Annotated in this window: 20 protein-coding genes; 2 read left to right on the top strand and 18 right to left on the bottom strand. The window is 60.1% G+C overall.

Annotated features, from left to right (window positions below; genetic code table 11):
• Positions 1 to 2: 2 nt before the first annotated feature.
• From rpsQ to rpsJ, 11 genes are read right to left on the bottom strand one after another with little or no spacing between them, the layout of a single operon-like run.
• Entirely contained in the window at positions 3 to 269 is a 267-nt protein-coding gene (rpsQ, locus tag ACTQYB_RS07320) for a 30S ribosomal protein S17 (RefSeq protein ID WP_015450963.1), read from the bottom strand.
• Between the two features lie 2 nt (positions 270 to 271).
• A complete protein-coding gene (gene rpmC / locus ACTQYB_RS07315; protein WP_015450964.1) occupies positions 272 to 529 on the bottom strand; it encodes a 50S ribosomal protein L29 in 258 nt (85 codons plus the stop codon).
• The gene (rplP, locus tag ACTQYB_RS07310; RefSeq protein WP_033505969.1) at positions 529 to 948 is read right to left on the bottom strand and encodes a 50S ribosomal protein L16; all 420 of its coding nucleotides are present in this window, start codon (positions 946 to 948) and stop codon (positions 529 to 531) included. The genes rpmC and rplP overlap by 1 nt, the downstream gene beginning before the upstream one ends.
• A 6-nt stretch (positions 949 to 954) precedes the next feature.
• On the bottom strand, positions 955 to 1773 hold the full coding sequence (rpsC, locus tag ACTQYB_RS07305) for a 30S ribosomal protein S3 (protein WP_033505971.1): 819 nt from the start codon (positions 1771 to 1773) through the stop codon (positions 955 to 957).
• 2 nt (positions 1774 to 1775) lie between these two features.
• Complete coding sequence (gene rplV / locus ACTQYB_RS07300) at positions 1776 to 2135, bottom strand: 50S ribosomal protein L22 (protein WP_015450967.1); 360 nt, start codon at positions 2133 to 2135, stop codon at positions 1776 to 1778.
• A gap of 16 nt (positions 2136 to 2151) precedes the next feature.
• Complete coding sequence (rpsS, locus tag ACTQYB_RS07295; RefSeq protein ID WP_015450968.1) at positions 2152 to 2430, bottom strand: 30S ribosomal protein S19; 279 nt, start codon at positions 2428 to 2430, stop codon at positions 2152 to 2154.
• 15 nt (positions 2431 to 2445) lie between these two features.
• Positions 2446 to 3276, bottom strand: coding sequence for a 50S ribosomal protein L2 (gene rplB / locus ACTQYB_RS07290; protein ID WP_015450969.1), 831 nt, complete (start codon positions 3274 to 3276; stop codon positions 2446 to 2448).
• A 35-nt stretch (positions 3277 to 3311) separates the two neighbouring features.
• Complete coding sequence (rplW, locus tag ACTQYB_RS07285; RefSeq protein WP_015450970.1) at positions 3312 to 3608, bottom strand: 50S ribosomal protein L23; 297 nt, start codon at positions 3606 to 3608, stop codon at positions 3312 to 3314.
• A gap of 5 nt (positions 3609 to 3613) precedes the next feature.
• Positions 3614 to 4279 carry a 50S ribosomal protein L4 gene (rplD, locus tag ACTQYB_RS07280; RefSeq protein ID WP_015450971.1) on the bottom strand — a complete coding sequence of 222 codons (666 nt, stop codon included), beginning with the start codon at positions 4277 to 4279 and terminating at the stop codon, positions 3614 to 3616.
• 4 nt (positions 4280 to 4283) lie between these two features.
• A complete protein-coding gene (rplC, locus tag ACTQYB_RS07275) occupies positions 4284 to 4934 on the bottom strand; it encodes a 50S ribosomal protein L3 (RefSeq protein WP_015450972.1) in 651 nt (216 codons plus the stop codon).
• A 17-nt stretch (positions 4935 to 4951) separates the two neighbouring features.
• Entirely contained in the window at positions 4952 to 5260 is a 309-nt protein-coding gene (rpsJ, locus tag ACTQYB_RS07270) for a 30S ribosomal protein S10 (protein WP_003827292.1), read from the bottom strand.
• Positions 5261 to 5701: 441 nt separating this feature from the next.
• Between rpsJ and ACTQYB_RS07265 the strand changes: the two genes are divergently transcribed.
• Positions 5702 to 6760: an alpha/beta hydrolase gene (locus ACTQYB_RS07265; RefSeq protein WP_441482305.1), complete on the top strand. Its 1059-nt coding sequence runs from the start codon at positions 5702 to 5704 to the stop codon at positions 6758 to 6760.
• A gap of 14 nt (positions 6761 to 6774) precedes the next feature.
• On the opposite strand, the gene ACTQYB_RS07260 is transcribed toward ACTQYB_RS07265, so the two are convergent.
• Together ACTQYB_RS07260 and adhE are read right to left on the bottom strand one after the other, a co-directional pair.
• Positions 6775 to 7452: a TetR/AcrR family transcriptional regulator gene (locus ACTQYB_RS07260; RefSeq protein WP_441482304.1), complete on the bottom strand. Its 678-nt coding sequence runs from the start codon at positions 7450 to 7452 to the stop codon at positions 6775 to 6777.
• 239 nt (positions 7453 to 7691) lie between these two features.
• On the bottom strand, positions 7692 to 10424 hold the full coding sequence (gene adhE, locus ACTQYB_RS07255) for a bifunctional acetaldehyde-CoA/alcohol dehydrogenase (protein WP_033505973.1): 2733 nt from the start codon (positions 10422 to 10424) through the stop codon (positions 7692 to 7694).
• Positions 10425 to 10707: 283 nt separating this feature from the next.
• Between adhE and glgX the strand changes: the two genes are divergently transcribed.
• On the top strand, positions 10708 to 13344 hold the full coding sequence (gene glgX, locus ACTQYB_RS07250) for a glycogen debranching protein GlgX (RefSeq protein WP_441482303.1): 2637 nt from the start codon (positions 10708 to 10710) through the stop codon (positions 13342 to 13344).
• Between the two features lie 578 nt (positions 13345 to 13922).
• Here the strand turns inward: glgX and rpsI are convergent.
• The 5 genes from rpsI to ACTQYB_RS07225 all read right to left on the bottom strand — a co-directional run bounded on the left by rpsI (position 13923) and on the right by ACTQYB_RS07225 (position 18961).
• Positions 13923 to 14414 carry a 30S ribosomal protein S9 gene (gene rpsI / locus ACTQYB_RS07245; protein ID WP_441482302.1) on the bottom strand — a complete coding sequence of 164 codons (492 nt, stop codon included), beginning with the start codon at positions 14412 to 14414 and terminating at the stop codon, positions 13923 to 13925.
• Positions 14415 to 14435: 21 nt separating this feature from the next.
• On the bottom strand, positions 14436 to 14885 hold the full coding sequence (gene rplM / locus ACTQYB_RS07240) for a 50S ribosomal protein L13 (protein WP_033491996.1): 450 nt from the start codon (positions 14883 to 14885) through the stop codon (positions 14436 to 14438).
• 254 nt (positions 14886 to 15139) lie between these two features.
• Positions 15140 to 17305 (bottom strand): 4-alpha-glucanotransferase, encoded by a 2166-nt coding sequence (gene malQ, locus ACTQYB_RS07235; RefSeq protein ID WP_412170458.1) that lies wholly within the window; start codon positions 17303 to 17305, stop codon positions 15140 to 15142.
• 73 nt (positions 17306 to 17378) lie between these two features.
• Positions 17379 to 18161, bottom strand: a complete 783-nt coding sequence (locus tag ACTQYB_RS07230) for an AbrB family transcriptional regulator (RefSeq protein ID WP_441482320.1) — start codon at positions 18159 to 18161, stop codon at positions 17379 to 17381.
• A gap of 158 nt (positions 18162 to 18319) precedes the next feature.
• Entirely contained in the window at positions 18320 to 18961 is a 642-nt protein-coding gene (locus ACTQYB_RS07225; protein ID WP_441482301.1) for an IMPACT family protein, read from the bottom strand.
• Positions 18962 to 21038 lie beyond the last annotated feature (2077 nt).

Below are 21038 nucleotides of genomic sequence, written 5' to 3'. Positions count from 1 at the left end.
TGTTACTTGGCGCGCTCGATAATGCTATCGAGACGCCAACGCTTGGTCTTGCTCAGAGGCCGAGTCTCCATAATACTCACGAGGTCGCCAACGTGGGCTTCGTTGTGTTCATCATGGGCCTTGACCTTGCGGGTGGAGCGGACGACCTTGCCGTACAGCGGGTGGGTCGAACGCTGCTCGAGCTCGACGGTAATCGTCTTGTCCATAGCTTCGGACACGACGTAACCGCGACGAACCTTGCGGAAGTTACGCTCTTGCTTTTCAGCCATGCTTACTTCTCCTCAGCTTTCGTATCCGCAGCCTCAGGCTCCTCGGTGATACCGAGTTCGCGCTCGCGCAGGACGGTGTACATCCGGGCGATGTCGCGCTTGACGGCCTTGAGACGGGCGGTGTTTTCGAGCTGGCCGGTTGCGTGCTGGAAGCGCAGGTTGAACAGCTCTTCCTTGGACTTCTTGAGGAAGCCCTCGATTTCCGCATTGGTCTTCTCGTTGAGATTCTTGATGGAATAGTCTGCAGTTCCGACTGGCATCAGATGTCACCGCCTTCACGCGCGATAATACGGCACTTCATGGGGAGCTTGTCGATAGCGCGGCGCAGAGCCTCGTGAGCGACATCCTCCGTGACACCACCGATCTCGAACATGACTCGACCGGGGTGGATATCGGCGATCCAGAACTCAGGCGCGCCCTTACCGGAACCCATTCGGGCGCCGAGCGGGTGCTTGGTCAGCGGGCGATCCGGGAAGATCGTGATCCACACGCGGCCACCACGCTTGATGTAGCGGGTCATGGCGATACGTGCGGCTTCGATCTGACGGTTCGTCACATAAGCCGGGGCAAGCGCCTGGATGCCGTAATCGCCGAAAGCGATCTCGTTGCCGCCCTTGGACATACCATGACGGTCCGGGCGATGCTGCTTGCGGTATTTAACTCTCTTTGGGATAAGCATTCCAGCTCACTCCTTCGTTTCCGTTGCGGCAGGAGCCTCAGCTTCGGCTGCAGCCGGGGCCGCCTGAGCGGCTTCGGTCGCGGGCTTGGTCTGAGCGGAACGCTGACCGCCACGGCGCTGGCGACGATCGCCACGACGACCCGGACGGCTGTTGTTCTGCTGAGCCTGCTGCTCTTCGAACTGAGTCTCAGTCATATCGCCCTTGTAGATCCACACCTTCACGCCGATACGGCCGTAAGTGGTGCGGGCTTCGAAGAAGCCGTAATCGATGAGGGCACGGAGAGTCTGCAGCGGAACGCGACCCTCGCGATAGAACTCGGAACGGCTCATTTCCGCACCGCCGAGACGGCCGGAGAGCTTGATGCGGATACCCTTTGCGCCGGCACGCATTGCGTCCTGCTCCGCCTTGCGCATGGCACGGCGGAAGGTGACGCGGTTGGTCAGCTGCTCAGCGATGCTCTGGGCGACGAGCTGAGCGTCAAGAGCCGCGTTCTTCACTTCGAAGATGTTGAGCTGGACCTGCTTGCCGGTGAGCTTCTCGAGCTTGGCGCGAACGCGCTCAGCCTCAGCACCACGGCGGCCGATCACGATGCCCGGGCGGGCGGTGTGGATGTCCACACGCACACGGTCACGGGTACGCTCGATGACGATACGGGACACGCCCGCACGCTCGAGATCCTTGCTCAGCGCCTTGCGGATCTTGTCATCCTCCAGCACGAAGTCACGGTAACGCTCGCCAACCTTGTTGGAATCGGAGAACCACTTGGAACGATGGTTCTCAGTGATACCCAGGCGATAGCCAAAGGGATTGATCTTCTGACCCATCTTTAGCGGGCTCCTTCCTTGCTAGCGACAACGACCGTGATGTGGCTGGTGCGCTTGTTGATGCGAGCGGCACGGCCCTGGGCACGAGCGCGGAAACGCTTGAGCGTCACGCCTTCGTCCACATAGGTCTCCTTGATGAACAGGTCGTTCTCGCGGAACGGCTCGCCGGCCTTGTCGGCCTTCACGCGAGCGTTGGCGATAGCGCTCTCCAGAGTCTTGCGCACGGGGAGTGCGGCGGACTGAGGAGCGAACTTGAGAATGGTAATGGCGTCGGTCGCACGCTTGCCTCGGATGAGGTCGACCATGCGGCGAGCCTTGCGCGGCGTCACGCGGACGTGACGAGCGATTGCTTTAGCTTCCATGTGTCTTGTCTCCTCTTTAGCGGCGTGCCTTCTTGTCGTCCTTCACATGACCCTTGAAGGTCTTGGTCGGGGCGAACTCGCCGAGCTTGTGGCCAACCATTGCCTCGGTGACGAACACCGGCACATGCTTGCGGCCGTCATGGACGGCGAAGGTGTGGCCGATGAAGTCCGGGGTGATCATCGAACGGCGCGACCACGTCTTGATGACGTTGTGCGTGCCCTTCTCGTTCTGCTCGTCGACTTTCTTCTGCAAGTGGGCGTCGACGAATGGGCCCTTCTTGATGCTACGAGTCATCTACTCGACACTCCCTTACTTGCGGTTCTTACCATTCGGACGACGACGAACAATCATCTTGTTCGAAGCCTTCTTCGGACGGCGAGTACGAACTTCGCCCTTGCCCCACGGAGACACTGGCGGCTTGCCACCACGAGTACGACCGCCGTGCGGGTGGTCGACCGGGTTCATGGACTCACCACGAGTGATCGGGCGCTTGCCCATCCAGCGGGCGCGACCTGCCTTACCGAGCTGGACGTTGGCGTGATCGGCGTTGCCGACCTCACCGACGGTCGCGCGGCAGCGAGCGTCGACGTTGCGGATTTCGCCGGACGGCATACGCAGCTGGGCGTAAGCGCCATCCTTAGCGACGAGCTGAACGGCAGCACCAGCGGAACGCGCAATCTTCGCGCCGCCCAGCGGGCGGAGCTCGATGGCGTGCACAATGGTACCGGTCGGGATGTTGCGCAGCGGCAGGTTGTTGCCGGGCTTGATATCGGCCTGTTCACCGGTCTCAATGATGTCGCCCTGCTTGACGCCTTCCGGAGCGATGATGTAGCGCTTCTCACCATCTGCATAGTGCAGCAGTGCGATGCGGGCCGAACGGTTCGGGTCGTACTCGATGTGAGCGACCTTCGCCGGCACGCCGTCCTTGTCCCAACGCTTGAAGTCGATGAGACGGTACTGGCGCTTGTGGCCGCCGCCACGATGGCGGGAGGTCATACGGCCATAAGAGTTACGACCGCCGGTCTTGGTGAGCTTGCGAACCAGCGACTTCTCAGGCGTGGAGCGCGTGACGTCGGAGAAATCCGACACGGACGCGTTGCGACGGCCTGCAGTCGTCGGCTTATAAACGCGGATAGCCATAATGTAGTTCTTCCTTTGACTTTCTCGGCTAGCCTTCAGTTACCGAAGATGTCGATCGTCTGGCCCTCGGCCACGGTCACGATCGCGCGCTTCTGATTGACACGCTGACCGAAACCGGTGCGGGTGCGCTTGCGCTTGCCCGCGCGGTTGAGGGTGTTGACATTCGTCACCTTGACATTGAAGATCTCTTCGATGGCCTGCTTGATCTGCACCTTGTTCGCGTTCGGCGCCACAACGAAGGTGTAGCGGCCGCGATCGGACTCGGCGTAGCTCTTCTCAGAGACAACAGGCTTGAGGATGATGTCGTGTGCTGGCTTGTGAATAGCGACCATGTGGATCAGGCCTCCTTCGTGGCCGACTTCGTCTTCGCTGCAACGAAGGCGTCGAAGCCTTCCTTCGAGAAGACGACATACTTGGCGGTGACCACGTCGTACGTGTTGAGCTGATCCGCGAAGATCGGGTGCACGGTCGGGATGTTGCGCACCGACAGCCACTCGTTGATGTTGTCGCGGGAGAACACCACGGTGGTGAACTCGTTGGAGCTCACGGCGTTCAGCGCGGTAACAGCGGTCTTCGTGGACGGGGTCTCGATGCCACCGAAATCGATGACACCGATGTGACCGGCGTTGGCGCGATCGGAGAGGATGTAGCGCAGAGCTGCAGCCTTCATCTTCTTCGGGGTGCGCTGGCTGTAGTCACGCGGAACCGGCCCGTGGACAACGCCACCGTGGTACCACTGCGGAGCGCGGATGGAGCCCTGGCGTGCACGGCCGGTGCCCTTCTGCTTCCACGGCTTCTTGCCGCCGCCGGAGACCTTCGCACGGTTCTTCACCGCATGGGTGCCCTGACGGGCAGCGGCGAGCTGTGCGATGACCACCTGGTGGATCAGCGGGATGTGGGCGTGGACGTCTTCAGCGGAAATGCCGAAGATTTCAGCCGGCGCCTCGACGGTGCCAGCGGCCTGTCCCTTGACGTCAGTGACGTTCAGAGTAACGTTTGCCATGGTTTCAGGCTCCCTTCACTGCCGAACGGACGAGAACGATGCCGCCCTTGGGCCCCGGGATGGCGCCCTTGATGGCGAGGATGCCGTTCTCGACATCGGAGGAGACGATGGTAAGGCTGAGCACGGTGTTGGTCTCATGACCCATACGGCCGGCCATGCGCTTGCCCTTGAGAATACGGCTCGGAGTAGCGCATGCACCGACTGAACCGGGGCGACGCTCGTTTTTATGAGAGCCGTGAGTACGACGATAGGACTTGAAGCCCCAGCGCTTGATGGTACCGGCGAAGCCCTTGCCCTTGGTGGTGCCGGTGACGTCCACCAGCGTACCTTCGGAGAACAGCTCGGCGGTCAGTTCCTGACCGGGCTTGTACTCCTCGGCGTTCTCCGTGCGCACCTCTGCGAGGTGACGACGCGGGGTGACACCGGCCTTGGCGAAATGACCAGCGAGCGGCTTGGTCACCTTCGTCGGATCGATCTGGCCGTAACCGAGCTGGACAGCCTTGTAGCCGTCGGTTTCCTCGGTCTTGACTGCGGTGACCACGTTGGTGGACACGTCGACCAGGGTGACGGGAACGAAGAAGCCGTTCTCATCCCAGACCTGCGACATGCCGAGCTTGCGGCCGAGCAGTGCAGTGCGATTCTTGTTCTGTGACATAGCGGTTCCCTCCTCCCTTACAGCTTGATCTCGATGTTGACATCCGCAGGCAGATCAATGTGCATCAGGGAGTCCACGGCCTTCGGGGTCGGGTCCACGATGTCGATGAGACGCTTATGAGTACGCATCTCGAAATGCTCGCGAGAATCCTTGTACTTGTGAGGAGAACGAATAACACAGAATACGTTCTTCTCGGTCGGCAGAGGAACCGGGCCCACCACAGTGGCACCCGCGTTCGTCACCGTCTCGACGATTTTCTTCGCCGATTGGTCGATGACCTCATGGTCATAGGACTTAAGCCTGATGCGGATTTTCTGTCCCGCCATTGCCGTCCGCCCTTTCTAGCGATTCGTTTACTGTTTACCAACCTGTCGCAGGGCACCGGCGAGCTTGACCCAAGGCATAACGCCCCGGTCGTAACCACATCAGTGCGCAGCCAGACAGCGACCCACTCGGAGCCGCCGACGCCGCGCTCGCTTTTTTGATTCCAATATGCGAGCCTAAAACAGGCAACTTGATTATTAAAGCACGTGCCATGTATAAGATTTCTGCGGCGTGTCGCACTTCCGGGACTCTGCCCCGGGCGCTGACACCACTCATCTCATCCATCACAAGAGCCCACCTGAGTATAGGACATCAAGCTGCCGCCCGCCACCACGGTGTGGCGCAACACGCAATCCGCCTGTCCGCCCAACGAAAGACTAGACTGGGCCATACGGCTACGCACCACCGCACAACGACGACGGCGTTGGAGAATCGAGGCAGATATGGCACATCTGAGATATGCGTCGGCGCTCGGCGCCACCCCACAGTTTGATTTCGGCAATCCACGTTCCGCGAGCTGGACCGAATTCGACGCAGACCTCGCCGATTGCGGATACGACGAGCACGCTGTGCAGGCCATCCGCGACACCCGCCTCGCGTTTGCAAGAAGCGATCTGCCACGCTCACGGTACTGGTCAGTGCCCGATGACATCGATATGATTACCGACATCCCTTATCTCAACGACGGGATCCGCGGGCATCTGCTCGATTTGTATCTACCCCATGACGCCATTATCCGCCAAGGCCGCACGCTGCCTGTCTACGTCGATATCCACGGCGGCGGATTCGTATACGGGTATAAGGAACTCAACCGCAATTTCAACGTAACGCTCGCACAACACGGTTTCGCAGTGTTTTCGCTCAACTACCGCCCCGCGCCGCAGACCGATTTCCTCGGACAGCTGCGCGATATCGCCGCAGGCCTCGCCTGGATCGCCGGGCATGGAGATGCCTACCCAATCGACCTTAATCACGTGTTCCTCACCGGCGATTCCGCCGGCGGTGCACTCGCCTTCTATCAGGCTGCCTTGCAAAGCGACCCCGCAACGGCCGCAGCATACGGCGTCACCCCATCGGGTCTGCACATCCGTGGTGTCGCCGCGGTTTCGGGAGTCTTCGATCTTTCGCCGTTCACACCGGGGGTCACGGATGCACAATCGCGCAACGAACGTCCCGACGACGTCGTGTCGGTTATCGGTCCCCACTTCTTCAAGCGGCTGTCGCAGGTCGACCCCGACTACCGCTTCAGCACCAACTTGGTCCGCAACAGCATGATACCGCCCATGTATCTGGCGACCAGCAGCGACGATTTCATCGAGTATGAAAGCCTGGCCCTTGCGACGGAGCTGTCACGCGCGCACCAGGAGTTCGAACTCCACGACGTCAAAACACGGCCCGGCAAACCGCTCGGCCATGTCTACAGCGTCTGCATGTCGTGGCTCGAAGAAAGCGAGGCGGTGTTCCGCCAGATCCACGATTTCTCGTACCGGCTGCTGTCATAACGTCCGGAGCGAACCTAGATACCGACGTCCGGACGCGAAAGATAGGTAAGGAACTCCTGCCAGTTCCTGCACGTCAGATGGCGCATGCCATCCATGAACAGATCATGCATCGTGTCGGCATCAAAGGAATCGTCACGCAGATACGCCTGCACCAAACCCTGCCAGAGCGCAAGAATCTGCATCGCGGTACGTTTGGCGTCCAAGGCTTGGTGCATCACGCCTTGATGCTGCAACTGCGTGCACAGTTTCGTCCAATGATCGACGGTGCGCATATCCTTGGTCGCCAAGTACTTGCTCGCCGGATTGTCCGGCTGCGTGGCCAACCCGCGAAGGTAGGCCATGAGCAACAGCCGGTTGCGTCGCGAAAGCCTCATCCTGATAAGCTTGTCGAGCATGTCCTCGCTCAGCTCGGGCCATGCGCTTTCCAGGTTGTACTTTTTGCCGTCAAGCGAATCGGCGTATTCCATCGCGCCGACCAGCAGATGGTCTTTGGTGGGGAAATGATAGAGGACGCTCGACTGCGGTATCCCGGTTTCCTTGGAAATCCGGATGACAGTCACGTCGCCATACCCGGATTGATCGACAATCTGCAGTACGGCTGAGGCTATCTGTTCACGCCTAGCGCGGCTGGGGGCATAATTGCCGCGTTTCGTACGGCGGCGGGAAGCTGTCGGTTGTTCAATGGCTGTCACAAGCAGGTATGATAACACGCGATTACGCAAGGCTGATGGTACGACAAGCGATGCCGTGCCACCCATATCATCTCCGACAGATGCCGACAGAAGCTGATGCCAGCAGATGCTGATGCCGGCCGGCCGCAGCCAGTCATGGACCCCGAAATGAGTTGCGCCGCCATACCCGACTGGGTACGACGGCGCAATGGTTAGGATTCAGGCGATCAATGCCGGGCGGGAATCTGCCCCGCGGGACATCACTTCACGCGCTCGGAAGCCTCTTCGGTGGCTGCGACACCGAGACGATCGACGCGCATCTTGTGGCCCTCAGCCTGCGAGACGCCATAGTATGCGGCGATGGCGATGTCCTCCATATCCTCGATGAGCGGGATACGCGGGTTCGCCGGCGTGCACTGGTCCTCATAGGCGCGCATGCCGATGCGGTCGATAAGCGACCAGTACGTATCCTCGTCAACACCGCAGGCCTTGAAGCTGGCGTCCATACCGAGCTTGTTGTCTCGGTAATCCTCGATAGCGCGGGCGAGGTTCTCCACACCTTCCTCAGGGGTCTTGCCCGGATCGATGCCAATCAGACGGGCGATTTCCTGGTAGCGCTGCGGGGCCACGTACTTGTTGTACTTCGGCCAGCTGGTCGGCTCGGACGGGACCTGGCCGTTGTAGCGGATGACATACGGCAGCAGGATGGCGTTCGTGTGGCCGTGGACCACGTGGCACAGCGCACCGATGGTGTGCGCCATGCTGTGGCACATGCCGAGGAAGCCGGAGCCGAAGGCCATGCCGGCCATGGTGGCGGCGTTGTGCATATGTTCCTGCGCGGCGGTCTTCTCAAGACCGGCTTCACCGTTGACGGACTCGGACAGGTTGTCCCAGATGATCTTGATGGCGTGCAGCGCCATGGCGTCGGTGAAGTCGTTGGAGTACACGGACACGTAGGCCTCGATTGCGTGGGTAAGGGCGTCCATGCCGGAATCGCAGGCCAAGCGACGCGGCTGGGTGCGGGCGAGCACCGGGTCGACGATGGCCACGGACGGGGTCAACGCGTAATCGGTGATCGGGTACTTGTAGCCGGTCTTGTGGTCGGTGATGACGGCGTACGGAGTGACCTCCGAACCGGTGCCGGAAGAGGTCGGGATGCACACGAGCTTGGCCTTCTCGCCGAGCGGCGGGATCTTGAACGCGCGCTTACGGATATCGAAGAACTTCTCGCGCACATCGGAGAAGGCGATCTCCGGGTGCTCGTACATGAGCCACATGACCTTCGCGGCGTCCATCGCGGAGCCACCGCCAACGGCGATAATGGTGTCGGGCTTGAACTCGTCACGCATCATGGAGGCGCCGCGCTCGACGGTCTCGACCGACGGTTCCGGCTCGACGTAGTCGATGATGCGGAAGGTGACGCGGTTCTGGCGGGCGCGCAGCTGGTCGATGATCTTGTCGACCACGCCGAGCTGCTCCATGACCTTGTCGCACACGATGACCGCGCGGTTGAGGTTGTACATGTCGCGCAGATACCGGATCGCGTTCGGCTCGAAATAGGTCTTCGGCGGCACCTTGAACCACTGCATGTTGTTGTTCCTCCGTGCGATGCGCTTGATGTTGATGAGGTTGACGGCCTGGACGTTGCCGGACACCGAGTTGCCGCCGTAGGAGCCGCAGCCCAGGGTCAGGGACGGGGCGATGGAGTTGTAGATATCGCCGATGCCACCAAGCGAGCTCGGGGAGTTCCAGATGATACGGCAAGCGTGCATGCGCAGACCGAATTCACGGGCCAGATCCTGGTTGTTGGTGTGGATGGCGGCGGTGTGGCCGGCGCCATGCTTGAGCATCTCTTCGCACATCTCGAAAGCCTGCTCCTTATTGTCGGCCTTGAGCACGGCCTGCACCGGGCAGAGCTTTTCGAGAGTAAGCGGCTCCATCTCGCCGACTTCCTTGCATTCGGCGGCAAGGATGGTCACGTCGGCGGGCACTTCGAAGCCAGCCTCATGGGCGATGTACTGCGGGGACTTGCCCGGCACGACGGAGTTGAGCTTCGGGGAACCACCGGAATAGGAGGTGCAGCCGAACATGTACTGCTCAAGCTTGGCCTTCTCGTCGGGGTTCACAAAGTAGGCCTTGCGACGCTTGAGTTCCTTGACCAGCGGGTCGTAGACGTCCTTGTGGGCGATGATCGCCTGCTCTGTGGCGCAGATCATACCGTAATCGAAATGCTTGGAGAGGATGAGGTCGTTGGCGGCACGCTCGACATCGACATCGGCATCGACGTACGCCGGAGCATTGCCCGGGCCGACGCCGAGTGCCGGCTTGCCGGAGGTGTACGCAGCCTTGACCATACCCGGGCCGCCGGTCGCGAGAATCGTGGCGACGCCGTCGTGGCGCATGAGGGCACCGGTCGCCTCGATGGACGGATGCTCAATCCACTGGATACAGTTCTCAGGCGCGCCTGCGGCGATGGCCGCGTCACGCACAATCTTGGCGGCCGCGACCGAGCACTTCTGCGCGAACGGATGGAAGCCGAAGACGATCGGGCACCGGGTCTTAAGCGCAATCAAGGACTTGAAAATCGCAGTCGAAGTCGGGTTGGTGACCGGGGTGACACCCGCGACCACACCGACCGGCTCGGCGATTTCATCAATGCCGAGGACATCATCGGAACGGATGATGCCGACGGTCTTCTGCCCCGCCAAATAGTGGGTAACGTGCTCGCATGCGAAAATATTCTTGGTGGCCTTGTCTTCCACAAGACCACGGCCGGTCTCGTCCACAGCCATCTTCGCCAGCTGCAGATGCTTGTTCAGCGCTGCGACGGAAGCCTTCGCGACGATGTGATCGACCTGCTTCTGATCAAGCTTCTCAAACTCCTTCAGGGCAACCTGGGCCTTCTTGACCAGCTCGTCGACCTCGGCCTGAGCCGCGATCAGCTTCTCTTCGGGGCTTGGCTTGGTAGCCTCTGTTTTCTTTGCTTCTGCCAATTGGTCCTCCTCGAGCCTGTACTGCAAAAGGGGTCGCCGCCGGTCGGCGGCTCGTCACCGGAATCTGTGACCTTCATCACAATGTAGCGGATAACCGGTACGTTCTCATGCTTGCGTGGTGTTGAGCGTTTCATGAGAATCGGCGAGCACCTCATGGTATCAACTGAATGGTTTTTGTTCGATTCTGTGAGTTTCGCTCGACAATGCGGCAGATACCCCAACATGTGACCATATCGTGTGCGATGTTTGCGCAAACAGGCTACGCAGACCTTACAATGGCACCATGAAAAATCCGCCATTGCACCGTTACGCCACACGGCCAGGTCTCTACTTCACCGACGATGGCGGGGCGGATGCCGTCGTCAGATCGGAAACAGCCGACCGCATCTGGTTGTGCGTCTACGAGCCACTCGACCGCCCTTCCGCCTTCTACAACGAAGCGGTTCGCCTGTTCAAGGGGTCCCCCATCCCATGGACGCAAGAAGTGCGGCTCTTCCCCATCTGCTCGCGCATCATCGAATCCATGTACGTGCGCGAAACCCTGTTCGCAATGAGCGGTCCGAACTACGGCCTGTGGTATGTCCACCTGCCCAAGGCCTGGGACGGCATGCGCTACGCCTATCGCGTGGACGGGCAATGGAATCCCAAACATGACGTGCGTTTCAACCCGCACAAAATCCTGCTCGACCCTTACGGCAAGGGCATCGACGGGACCATGAAACTCGACGCCCCCGCATTCTCCTACGAGTGCACCATCGACAACGGGGTCGTCCACGGATCCCCCGACGGCAACATGAGCACACTTGACTCCCTCGGCAGCATGCCGGTGTCCGTCGCCATCGATGACCGAGACACCACCAAGCACGAAGGCGAGCCCTCCCACCCCCACGTGCCGTGGAGCAAAACCGTCATCTACGAGCTGCATGTCAAAGGCTTCACAGCGAACGCGCCGTGGCTGCCTCCAGAATTGCGCGGGACATATGCAGGGCTCGCCCACCCCGCTACCCTGTCCTACTTGCAGACACTCGGCGTCACCTCGATTGAGCTGCTGCCAATCCAAGCCAAACAGGATGAGCTGTTTCTCCAGCAACGCGGCCGGCACAACTATTGGGGGTATTCGACGCTCGGATACTTCGCGCCGGAGCCGTCCTACGCCACGCAGGCCGCACAACGTTCAGGCCCGCGCGCGGTTCGCCAGGAAGTCATCGACATGGTCCGAGCCCTGCACGAGGCCGGATTCGAAGTCATCATGGACGTGGTCTACAACCACACATGCGAAGGCGGTACCGACGGGCCGACCGTATGCTGGAGAGGGCTGGACGAGCTGTCCTACTACCGGCACCAGCGCAACAATCCCGGCCGGTTGGAAGACACCACCGGCTGCGGCAACACGCTTGACTTTTCCAACACGCATGTCGTGACCTTCGCCATCGACAGCCTGCGGTACTGGGCCAAACGGATCGGCGTCGACGGCTTCCGCTTCGACCTGGCCGCCTCGCTTGCACGTCTCGACGGCAACTTCACCAAGCATCACCCCTTCCTGTACGCCTTGCGCAGCGACATGCTGCTGGGCAACCTGAAACTCATCATGGAGCCTTGGGATGTCGGCTATCAAGGGTGGCGCACCGGCCAGTTCGGTATGCCCTTCGGCGAGTGGAACGACACCTTCCGCAACTCGGTCAGGCAATTCTGGTTGACCGATCCGGTCGACCGGCCGGGCAACGGGGAAACCGGCATGCAGGAGATGGCCACCCGGTTGTGCGGTTCCGCAGACCTCTTCGCCACCGAGCCAGGACGCGGCGCTCCGTCGTCGATCAACTTCATTTCCTGTCATGACGGCTTCACCACCGCCGACCTGACCGCTTACGCCCGCAAACACAACGAGGACAACGGCGAAGACAACAACGACGGGTCGAATGTGAACTATTCAGTCAACTTCGGGCACGAAGGACCGTCCGATGACCCCGCCATCAACCAGCACCGCGAACGGGCCACGCTCAATCTTCTCGGCACGTTGCTGCTGTCGCTGGGCACGCCGATGCTCCAAGCCGGTGACGAGTTCGGCAACAGCCAGCAAGGCAACAACAACGCCTACTGCCAAGACAACGACATCACATGGCTGCAATGGGATTGGATGGACTCGACCGGTAAGAACAGTCAGCTGCGGATTTTTGAATCTGTGTCGCGGCTGATTTCCGCACGCAAATCCCTCTCGCTGTTCCATACCGAAGATTTCTACACGCGTCTGACACAAATCGGGCTGTTCAAGCAGTCCAGCCGCGTGCAATGGTTCCTGCCAGACGGCAACGCGCCGGTGGACAGGGACTGGTCGAATCCTACGACACGCCGGTTCGGCATGCGTCTGATCGCACGAAATTCTGCTGATCTGCTCATCATCATCAACGGTGATGCCGGTGACCGCAGCTTCCGTCTGCCAGCCGACAGCTCATGGCAGACTGTGTGGAGTTCGGCCCAAGCCGAAGGCATCGAGCCCGCCCCAGGCACCAAAGTCAGTGTGGCCCAGCACTCGCCTGACATGAATTGGATGGCGATGCGCCTGACGCGGCACCCGCTGAGCGACGTCATCGCCCAAGTCCAAAACACGCCGCATGACTCGACGTCGGTGATGACGCCGCCAGTTCCAAGCGTCATCGCGCAAGCCGACGCAGCCGAACAGCTCCGTGCCCCGTATCAAGGCGTTCCTGCCGACGCAAGAGCGCAGACAGGCGCAATGGCTGGAACCAGTGCCGATGCAACCGGGAATACGGCACCGGGCACAAGCTCACGCAATACCGCCAAGTCGGCGACGCAGCATCATAACAATCATGACGACGCTAAGCCAGAGCAGGAGTCGTGGATGGTGCCAGAGTACAGCATCACGCTCATGCAGCAGATCAAGCCGAAAAATCAGGCAGACTGATTGAACCGGCTGGGGGTGACGGCGGCGCAGTATAGATGGCTTCTGCACCGCCGGAGCACCCCCTTCCGGAGCAACACCCCTCCGAAGCAATCCCTTGTGTCAAGGAATTCTCAATTTCTCTGGATATTGGCAAAATCGCCGAGATATTCAGGAAAATGTCTCAATATCTCCCTCAAATCGCTGACAGACACGAGATATTGAGATATTGCCGTCGGTGAGGGTCACATTGACTTACGGCAAATCGTTGATATTCTGCGATTTTCTCGGGTCACGCATCGTGTCGGCCGGGTTGTGGAATCCAAATGTCTCGCGCAACCGCGCCAACATCAAGAGATATTTGGATGTATTTCGCAATTTCTCGGGCAATCAGGCCATCTGCTCGAGATATTGAATTCATGTGGTCATGTACCCGTCATGCGTTGCAGGGAGCGATTACTAACAGTCGCACAGGCAGGCGAGACGCCACTAGGCTGCGCAATTCCTTCACCGCTCAAACCAACACAGCGGTGATACGACAAATGCCGGCACCCTTTCGGGATACCGGCATCTGTAACGCGCAATAGCGCGAACAAACAAACTTAACGCTTGGAGAACTGCGGAGCGCGACGTGCCTTGTGCAGACCAGCCTTCTTGCGCTCGACGACACGGGAGTCGCGAGTCAGGAAGCCGGCCTTCTTCAGCGCGATACGGTTCGCGTCACGATCGACCGCGTTCAGGGCGCGGGCGACACCGAGGCGGATAGCACCGGCCTGGCCGGTGGTGCCGCCGCCGTCCACGAGGACGATGGCGTCGAACTTGCCCTCAAGCTTGAGCAGCACGATCGGGGAATTCACCTCACGCTGCAGCAGCTTCGACGGGAAATATTCCTCGAGCGCGCGACCGTTGATCGTCCACTTGCCGGTGCCCGGAACCAGACGGACACGGGCGACGGCTTCCTTGCGGCGGCCAGTGCCGTAGCAAGGTGCAATCTGGGACGTACCGGTACCAGCGCCGGCGTTGGTTTCGGTGGTGTACGAGGTGAGCTCCTCTTCGGTCTCGAGAACCGCGGAGTCGTTGGTGTTTTCAGCCATGTTTCTTTATCTCCCTTCGGTTCACTTGGCCTGCTGAGAAACCTGCGCGATCTCGAAGACCTGCGGCTTCTGCGGGGTGTGCGGATGCTCTTCGCCGGCGAAGACGTGCAGACGGTTGAGCTGCACCTTCGCAAGACGGTTCTTCGGCAGCATGCCACGGACGGCGGCAGTGATGATACGCTCCGGCTTGCGCTCGAGCAGGTCGGCGTACTTGTCGCGACGCAGGCCACCAGGACGGCCGGAGTGCGAGTACAGCACCTTGTCGAGCTTGTTGCCAGTCAGCGCCACCTTCGCGGCGTTGATGACGATGACATGATTGCCGGAATCGGCATGCGGCGCGTACGTCGGCTTGTTCTTGCCGCGCAGCAGGATAGCGACCTGCGTCGCGAGACGGCCGAGCACCACGTCGGTGGCGTCGACGACGTACCACTCATGAGTCAGATCATCTGGCTTCGGTGTGAAAGTCTTCACGATTGTACCTTTTCTCATATTGTGTTCCAAACCTAACCGCCCGCAAGCGCGAAACGGCCCGGTTTTCTTATCGTGGGCTCCCTGAAAGTCCTCGATGGCGAGTGGGAAAGCGCTTTGAAGGACCCCTTGGGAACACAACAGTCGATAAGTATATCGTCTCCCCTGCCCAAACGCAACACGCCACCACGCCGTATATACAACGGTGGCCTGCCGGAATACAACCGACAGGCCACCGCGATTCGCCCGACAATACGTCAGGAATTCATGATCTTCGTCAGCGACTTCAGGCGCTCATTGTCGAAGAGCTCCTCAAGCGGAACAACGTTGCCGTCATAATCCGCGAGCGGGATACGCCAGTTCGGGTACTCGTTGTTGGTGCCCGGCTGGTTCTGCGCGCGCTTCTCGCCGACGGCGTCGGTGATGGATGCCGCGATGAGCTTGCTCGGCGCATCCTTGAGACCGCGGTACAGCGCCTCAACGATCTGCTGCTCATTGGCCTTCTCGTCCTTGAGCAGTTCCGCGTCAAGATAGCCGTTGTCGACGAGCATCTTGAGCATCGCGTTGTGCTCCTTGGTTGCGGATGCCTGGAATTCCTCGACCGGGCAGTCCAGCAAGTTGAGCTTCTCGCGGATTTTCACCTGCTCATACTCGAGGTAGCCGTAAGACGGCGGCATATCGTGGGTGTTGACCGAAGCAAGTGCATACTCGCGCCAAGTCTTCGGGGCCTTGAACTTGCCGTCCATCTGTTCGAACCATTCAACAGCGCAACCGAGCACGCCGTGACGTCCGAGCGACTTCGTCACGAAATCGGGGACCACGCCGAGATCTTCGCCGACGACCACGCCGTTGGCGCGCGCCGCTTCAATGGCGAGAATGCCGAGCATGACCTCGGAATCGTAGTACACGTAGGCGCCGTGCTTGGCGCCCTTGCCCTGCGGGATCCACCACAGGCGGAACAGGCCCAGGATATGGTCGATGCGGACGGCACCCGCGCGGGCGAACATGCCGTGCACCATCTCGCGGTACACCTGATATCCGGTGTTTTCCAGCTGGATTGGGTTGAGCGGAGGCTGGCTCCAGTCCTGACCCTGCTGGTTGAAGTAATCCGGCGGCGCGCCGACCGTGGCGCCCTTGGCGAAACGCTCAGGATTCCACCACACGTCGGATCCGGCAGGATGGACACCAACGGCCATATCGGCCATCAGACCGATCTTCATGCCGGCGTCCTTCGCCGCACGCTGGGCGGATTCGAGCTGCTCGCCGGCAATCCATTCGAGCCAACGATAGAACTCGAGCGTGTCGGGGAACTGGTTGCGCAGCGCCGCGACCTGCGCGGAATCCTTGGCGTACTTGCGCTCCCAGTTGTCCGGCGTGTCTTCGGGCTTGCCCCACTTGTCGTAGCACAGGCACCACGTGGCATAGGATTCGAGCTCGGCGCCCTGCTCCTTCTTGTACACGTCGAAGTCAGCCTGACGGCCGGCAGAGCGTCCCGCCTTGAACACCAGCCACAGCGCACGCATCTTCATACGCCACATGGTGTCGCGGTCGATGAGCTGCGCGTCGCCGTTGAGCGGTTCGACCTGGGAGTGCAGCTCCTCGATCTGCTTGCGAGCGGCGTCATCAAGCTGCTTGTATTCCGGAATGGACTCCGGGCGAATGTACGTGAAGTTCACGAAACGACGGCTGATCGGCAGATACGGAGACGGGGTCAGCGGAGCCACTGGCTCACTGCCGTGGACCGGGTTGATGAGCATGAAATCGGCGCCGGTCTTGCGCTTGGCTTCCACGAGGAGGGTCTTGAGATCCTCGAAATCACCGACACCCCACGAACCGTTGGAACGAATCGAATACAGCTGAGCCATCCAGCCCCACAGCTGGTTGTTCTTCATCGGGTCGATCAGCTCGATCTTCTCCGGAGCGCTGATCAGTGTGGCGTCCTGCTCGCGGTCACCAACACGCACATGCAGCGTGTGGTAGCCGATCGGAAGATCCTTCGGCAGGGCCAGCGAGGCGGTCGCGACGAACTTGCCATCCAACGAATACGCCTGAGAGCCGTCGCCTGCCCCGGCGACGAGCTCGCCGTCATACTGCCGGCCATCTTCCAAGGTGATGGTCGCCGACGGAATCTCCAGGATGCCGGTATTGACCAGCACGGAGTCCTCCTTGCCGACCGTATGCAGGACGGTCGGAGGAACCAGACGCGCGTGGCGTTCGTCGAGAATGGTGCGGATGGAACGTTCAATGGCCTCATCGTTCGATGCATCCACGCCAAGCGCCGCGAGTACCGCCACGAGGACGTCGTCCTCGATTTCGTGGTAGTCGTTACTTTGGCCGACATAGCTGGTGCCAATGCCGACGAGCTTGGCAAGACGAATCAGAGGACGAGCGAGGCGCTCATCGTTTTCGGTCTTCTCTGTCATACGTTCAAGTGTAAGCCCAAAAAGCGACCAGAAGAAGACGAAATCCCGGATTCATCGACAGTTTTCTGGGATTTTAATTCGATTCGCCCGTCTGCGCTGCTTCCAACCTGCGCTGTGCGCACCGCGCCACGGACGGGGAGGTGTCAGCGCTCAGACGTTGCAAGGTCTCTTGCGAGGCTCGAGGATTGAGGGCTACCGCGCGTCGCACCATGCCCGCGAGGACGACCGGGGCGCCGGGTTCGCACGACACGCCAAGCGTGGACAGGAAGTCCAAAGTGTCCGCGTCGACTTCGGGGTTCTGCGCCCCTTCAAGACGCATCTTCCAAGATGTACGGGGGTTGCGCAGAGCGGCGTCACGCACCGAGGGATCGGGGTCCTTGGTCAGACGCCCCACCAGCCAGTTCTTGTCATCCTGATTCGCGGCGACCCCACGACGCACCTGAGGTTCGGGATCTTCCGAGAGTTTGACCAGGATATTCGGGAACGGCATCTCGGTAGCCAAAAACACCCGGTCTTCAAGCGGCGTATGCTGATTGCCCGCGACCGCCTCAAGCAGTGCGGTGGCGCGGGAGAAGGCTGCTTGCAACGAACGGTCCGGCAACGGGCGACGCGCGTATTCGTGCAGTTCGGCGACGTCATCGGTATGGCGCAGGCGTTCGTAGGTGACGGTCAGCGGTTCGAAGGACGCGGCTGCGGTGTCGGGCGTGGCGGACTCACTGGGCGCGTCGGAATCACCGGGGGTGGCAGAATCCGGCGTACCGGTATCAGACGCGTCGGAAGCCGGCGTACCGACGTCGGATGTGTCTGTATCTGTCTCGGATACGTTGACGTCAGGCGCGTCAGTATCGGATGCCATAGTGTTAGGCGCCTCAGCAACCGATTCGCCTTGGGATTGCTGATGTTGAAGCTGCCCGTCTTGGGGCTGCCCCTCCTGCAACTGTCCCTCCTGTGAGGCCGCAGTCGCCTCTTCGTGTTGCGATGCTGTCGTCTCGCTCATACCGTCACTCATACCCCTCACTGTATCGCCCGGTGTTCGACACCAATCCGCTCGGCGTGCACCGATCCGCTGAAGGCCTCGACGACACGCGCGCTGAACGCTTGCGCCTTCGATTGCTCGATCAGCGCATCAAGGCGAACGACATCGGTGTACTGTTCGTTGTCCCGTACGCCGTCGGATTGCGCAATGAGATGGGTGAGCGTGTCAAGCTGCGGATAACCGACCGTCATCCGCAACCGCACACAGGTGGCGATTCTCGCGGTATCCGCCGCCTTGACTGCCAATGACGCCGCCGAAGAATACGCCCGCGTCAAGCCGCCGGACCCCAGCAGAATACCGCCGAAATACCGGGTGACCGTCACCACGCAATCCGTAAGACGATTGGCGCGAAGCACATCGAGAATCGGCTTGCCGGCAGTGCCCGAGGGCTCGCCGTCATCGCTCATCCGCTCTGCGAGCCGCCCTTGATCGCCGCATATCGCGGCATAGGCCACATGACGCGCCTTCGGGTGGCGTTCGCGAATCGTCTCCACGAAAGACACCGCTTGCGCAAGCTCGTCAACATGGCAGATGTCGGCGATGAACTCGGACTTCTTGTCCGTCAGCGACCCTTGTGTGGGGGCGGATGCGGGGTTGAGCACTGTGAATGATTCAGCCATAACAGCTTCCACGATAGCGCATGGGATGATGGCGCACGCACGACTGGTTTTTCGATTAGGCCTGATGCGCTGGACCGAATGCATTCCAGCGGGGCGACATGGCGGATGTCGGGCGACGACGGGGTGCGGCACCGCCCGACACGCCGAGACACGCCGAGACACGACGCACGAAGTACCGGAATGTGGACATATTCATTAACGGAAAAATGTTAACGCAAAACCAGAATATTTACGCGGGAAATCGGGATGACAACGAATGCAGTTTTCCCGCTGTACCGAGCAACGGACCATCAGAAAATGCTGAAATTCCGCCATTGTATAGATACAATGGAAGTACGGAGACGGCGGACAAAGGCGTACCTCCGGCTCCGCCCTACGTTCCAGTGGGCAACGATGCCCGCCGAATCAATCGTTTCTCATTCAAATGGCATGAACCGGATACACGGGCACATGTCCACCGACGAATGAGCGGAACAATCAGGTGATGTAGGCTTGCCCCATTCCCGGACGATTCCGCGACTTGCGCGTCTCAACAGGGCTAGCGAACCCCGACCACGTATCACTTGGCCAGATCATCGATGTCACGCTCGCGGCATCCTATCTCTCCTCACGCGAACCGGAGAGTAATGGCATCGATCGCATGCAAAATAATCTCAATCTTGCGAAATCGTTGCGGAAACGAGAGATATCGAGATTGTGCCATGATACTTCTTCGGGCATAGGACCGCCACAACCGTGGTCGGGACCGTGGATGGGATGGCGTGGACATGCACGCGTGCAGGGCTGCTCGACACCGAAAAGCGGGGCCATTGGGTATAGGGCATCTGCACCGCTTAGAGCGGATCAGAGGTCGAATCTGTTGTTGCGCGTATCAAGTTTTGGCTCCACGTTGCGGGTTTACGGTGTCGCCGCGGGCGGTTGTCTGATACCGGTCGGCGCTGGTGTGGATCGGTTCCGATTCCGATACGCGTTCTCCGATTCAGGCCACAGGCTCGGCCGGATGCCTTGCCGTCGCGCCGACGACCAGCCCAAAGAAATCCACGAATCATTGAAATCCCGGGGGTTTACAGCGATGCCATGATTGACGGACAGGCCAAGTCCAATGCCTGCACGGACTGAATCAGTTTTCAGTCCGCATTCTCCGATTCGGTCCGCGATCCGGACGATCCGTGCAGCTACACTTGCGACGGATGATTGTGATGATGTGGTTTGAGCGCTGGGATTCCGAGGATTTGCGGTGTTGCCGTCGTCGACGGACAGGCGCTGGTGTGGACTGGTTCCGATTCCGACGCGCAATTTGCGATTAAGTCCGCGGACTTGGCCTCTAGGGTGGGTGAGTGTCACTTGGTTAGAGCCAGGCCTACCGGAAGATTATTGGTATTCTGCGGTTTTCGTCGTGGGCGTGACCTGCGGGAGGTGTAATGATCGGCACCTTTGCAGACTGGATTGATTTTCGACTATTATTCTCCGATTCGGTCCGCGATCCGGGCGACTCAAGTGACCCGCCGCGCAATGGTTGATTATCGCAGTGCATACAAATCACTGGAATTCCGCCTGTTTACGTTGATACCATGGCTGGGAGCCATGTCCGTTGCGACGCCGGTAGGGACCGGTTCCGATTCCATCGCGCGATTCGCGATTGAGTCCATCAGCCTAGGCTGATGCTCGGCTGTCGCGACAACGGTCGACCCCGAAGTCATCGGCGAATCGTTGGAATCCCGCAAGTTTATTGTGCTGCCATGATTGGCGGGCAGGTCCGGTCCAATGCCGACACGGACCGGTTCCGATTCCGCCCAGCGTTCTCCGATTCAGTGCAGGAATGTTCGATTACCCGCCTAGGCTCCAACCTGTCCACGGTCAATCCTCTTCCACCCCGCCGCTCAAATCATCCAAATGGACCGATACCGACCGGCAACATTGATGGCACCGACAAGTCAACCCGCAAAGCGCATGCCTCGGCATACGAGGCCTATAGGAACTAAACGTGGTGTTTATGATGCCGGTCAGGCCAAGTGGCTGTAGGCGTGTCGGCGTGCGTTTAACGTGACGTGTCGTTAAAAAGGCCGTCCGAGTGCCG

The sequence above is a fragment of the Bifidobacterium sp. LCP19S3_E9 genome (assembly GCF_052121135.1).
GTDB lineage: Bacteria > Actinomycetota > Actinomycetes > Actinomycetales > Bifidobacteriaceae > Bifidobacterium > Bifidobacterium thermacidophilum.
This window is presented reverse-complemented; position numbering and strand designations above follow the sequence as displayed.

Coding starts and splice junctions, on each gene's coding strand:
- rpsQ (WP_015450963.1), bottom strand. CDS start 269: ATGGCTGAAAAGCAAGAGCGTAACTTCCGCAAGGTTCGTCGCGGTTAC.
- rpmC (WP_015450964.1), bottom strand. CDS start 529: ATGCCAGTCGGAACTGCAGACTATTCCATCAAGAATCTCAACGAGAAG.
- rplP (WP_033505969.1), bottom strand. CDS start 948: ATGCTTATCCCAAAGAGAGTTAAATACCGCAAGCAGCATCGCCCGGAC.
- rpsC (WP_033505971.1), bottom strand. CDS start 1,773: ATGGGTCAGAAGATCAATCCCTTTGGCTATCGCCTGGGTATCACTGAG.
- rplV (WP_015450967.1), bottom strand. CDS start 2,135: ATGGAAGCTAAAGCAATCGCTCGTCACGTCCGCGTGACGCCGCGCAAG.
- rpsS (WP_015450968.1), bottom strand. CDS start 2,430: ATGACTCGTAGCATCAAGAAGGGCCCATTCGTCGACGCCCACTTGCAG.
- rplB (WP_015450969.1), bottom strand. CDS start 3,276: ATGGCTATCCGCGTTTATAAGCCGACGACTGCAGGCCGTCGCAACGCG.
- rplW (WP_015450970.1), bottom strand. CDS start 3,608: ATGGTCGCTATTCACAAGCCAGCACACGACATCATCCTCAAGCCTGTT.
- rplD (WP_015450971.1), bottom strand. CDS start 4,279: ATGGCAAACGTTACTCTGAACGTCACTGACGTCAAGGGACAGGCCGCT.
- rplC (WP_015450972.1), bottom strand. CDS start 4,934: ATGTCACAGAACAAGAATCGCACTGCACTGCTCGGCCGCAAGCTCGGC.
- rpsJ (WP_003827292.1), bottom strand. CDS start 5,260: ATGGCGGGACAGAAAATCCGCATCAGGCTTAAGTCCTATGACCATGAG.
- ACTQYB_RS07265 (WP_441482305.1), top strand. CDS start 5,702: ATGGCACATCTGAGATATGCGTCGGCGCTCGGCGCCACCCCACAGTTT.
- glgX (WP_441482303.1), top strand. CDS start 10,708: ATGAAAAATCCGCCATTGCACCGTTACGCCACACGGCCAGGTCTCTAC.
- rpsI (WP_441482302.1), bottom strand. CDS start 14,414: ATGGCTGAAAACACCAACGACTCCGCGGTTCTCGAGACCGAAGAGGAG.
- malQ (WP_412170458.1), bottom strand. CDS start 17,305: ATGACAGAGAAGACCGAAAACGATGAGCGCCTCGCTCGTCCTCTGATT.
- ACTQYB_RS07230 (WP_441482320.1), bottom strand. CDS start 18,161: ATGGCATCCGATACTGACGCGCCTGACGTCAACGTATCCGAGACAGAT.
- ACTQYB_RS07225 (WP_441482301.1), bottom strand. CDS start 18,961: ATGGCTGAATCATTCACAGTGCTCAACCCCGCATCCGCCCCCACACAA.